General features: G+C 34.9%; 4 protein-coding genes and 1 pseudogene. All 5 read left to right on the top strand.

All coding sequences use genetic code 11. The annotated features are described in order from the left end of the window. The coding region (locus tag FTT84_RS17625; RefSeq protein WP_180191847.1) for an integrase core domain-containing protein at positions 1-302 on the top strand (302 nt) is incomplete at its 5' end. 312 nt (positions 303-614) lie between these two features. Next, on the top strand, positions 615-722 hold the full coding sequence (locus tag FTT84_RS17620) for a phenol hydroxylase subunit (RefSeq protein ID WP_218951701.1): 108 nt from the start codon (positions 615-617) through the stop codon (positions 720-722). A gap of 32 nt (positions 723-754) precedes the next feature. Continuing rightward, a complete protein-coding gene (locus FTT84_RS17615; RefSeq protein ID WP_000122230.1) occupies positions 755-1060 on the top strand; it encodes an IS630 transposase-related protein in 306 nt (101 codons plus the stop codon). Between the two features lie 47 nt (positions 1061-1107). Further along, positions 1108-1602, top strand: coding sequence for an IS630 family transposase (locus FTT84_RS17610; RefSeq protein ID WP_001003818.1), 495 nt, complete (start codon positions 1108-1110; stop codon positions 1600-1602). 81 nt (positions 1603-1683) lie between these two features. Continuing rightward, positions 1684-2119, top strand: a pseudogene (locus FTT84_RS17605) (IS5-like element ISAba31 family transposase); the annotation flags it as partial.

Below are 2119 nucleotides of genomic sequence, written 5' to 3'. Positions count from 1 at the left end.
AATATCTTTCCATTCGCTATACCAATCGTTTAGAAGCAGCAAATTTACGAGCATCAGTCGGTACGACTGGTGATTCATACGATAATGCTTTGGCTGAAACGGTGAATGGCTTATACAAAACAGAGGTGATTGAATATCTAAAAGCAGATTGGCAAGGTTTAGCGGATGTACAACTTGCGACACTAAATTGGGTAGATTGGTTCAATAAAGAGCGTGTACATAGTGCACTAGGTTATGTATCACCTTTTGATTTTGAAGCAATGTACTATGATAAGATTAACCCGTTAGGTCAGGTGGCCTAACTTAAATAAAAAACTCTCCGACAAACCCGGTACGGTTCAGTTGATTGAATTATAGGGGCTATCAATGCGAGTTGGAAAATCAAAAAAAGAAGCTTTGGCTTCTTTTTTTTTTGATCATCTATAAGTGCTTATACAACTGAGAAAATATAAAACACTTGAGAATTTTCTTAAGTCATACATTGTGACTTAAGAATTTGATAAAGAACATTGTATGAAATAAAAAAGAGAAAATCATAAATATTTGAAAAATAATAATAAATAAAATTGGCATGCAAGTTGCAATAATCTTATGGAGAATATGAGGATTTTGGTATGCAGCAACTCAATGTAGAACAGCCTCCTTGCTTTATTCATGTTACAGGGACTCAGCGTGACAAATATATCGAATTTGAATTTTCGATAGGTGATCCAGAGTTATAGTCAAATCATTATAAAACCAATACAATGGTGCAATGAGTTATTCAGAACATTTTAGACGTAAAATTTTAGCTAAGCTTGAGGAAGGTTATTCTATTCGAGCAGTAGCTGCACAATTTGAAATTAATAAAAATACCATTGTTGAATGGAAGAAACGTATAGAGATTAAAAAAACTCGTGTACGTAAACCTTCTAAAATTAACGATGATGCTTTACGTGAAGATGTTGAAAAGTATCCTGATGCTTATCAATATGAACGTGCTGCACGTTTTAATTGTGGTGTTTCATCTATTGGTGCTGCATTAAAGCGCTTAAATATTACAGTTAAAAAAAGACGTTAAGCCATCCTAAAGCAGATACAAAGCTTAGGGATAAATTTATTCTGCAAGTGAATGAATTAGAAAAAAACCATCCGATTATTTATCTGGATGAAAGTGGTTTTAAGTCACATGATTACAGACCTCATGGCTACTCACGAAAAGGAGTACCCTGTCTAGGGCAATATAATTGGCAATTAAAGAATCAGACCAATGCCATTGGAGCAATCCATAAAGGGTATTTATTTTCAGTCGGTTTATTTGACTGCAAAATCAATTCAGATGTTTTTCATTTTTGGATTGAGCAATTCCTCATACCAGCATTACCAGAAAATAGTGTAGTGGTTATGGATAATGCAGCATTTCATAAAAGAGCAGATATTCAGGAGTTATTGGAACAACAAGGGCATAAAATTCTTTGGCTTCCTGCATACAGCCCTGATTTAAATCCTATAGAACAGATGTGGGCATGGGTTAAACGTAAGCGTAAAGAATGGTTGATCGACTCAGTCGATGAGTTATTTCGAGTTTTTTTCGAATCTTGTATGAATAATAAAGTAGTTTGACTAGGGTGTGTTGACACTTTTAGCTTAAAAAAATAGCGAAGTAGTAAAATCAAATCGCCAAACCCAATTTTACTATTCGCTATGCCTCGTACTATGCTGACAGATCAACACTGGCAAAAGTTGAAAGTTATTCTGCGTAATTTATCCATTCACCACAACTCAAATTTACGCAATTTTATTGAAGCTATTCTCTATAGAATTAGAACAGGCTGTCCGTGGCGAGATATTCCTTGCTGTTTTGGTCATTCAAACTCTATTTTCAAACGTTTTAATCGTTGGTCAAGCAGCGGTAAGTTTCTTAGATTATTCAAATTACTAGCCTCATGCCCCGATATGGAGTGGATTTTTATTGATGGCTCTCATGTACGTGCTCATCAACATTCTGCCGGCATAGCGAATCAATCTATTTCTAAAAGTGTAGGAGGAAACTCCTCAAAAATACATTTGATTGTTGATGCACATGGCAATCCTATTGATTTCATGATTACCGATGGAACCACACATGATGTTAAAGTTG

The organism is Acinetobacter sp. YH01019 (assembly GCF_013420285.1).
GTDB classification, from domain to species: Bacteria; Pseudomonadota; Gammaproteobacteria; order Pseudomonadales; family Moraxellaceae; genus Acinetobacter; species Acinetobacter gandensis.
Note: the sequence above shows the minus strand (reverse complement) of the source record. Positions and strands in the feature narration are given on the sequence as shown.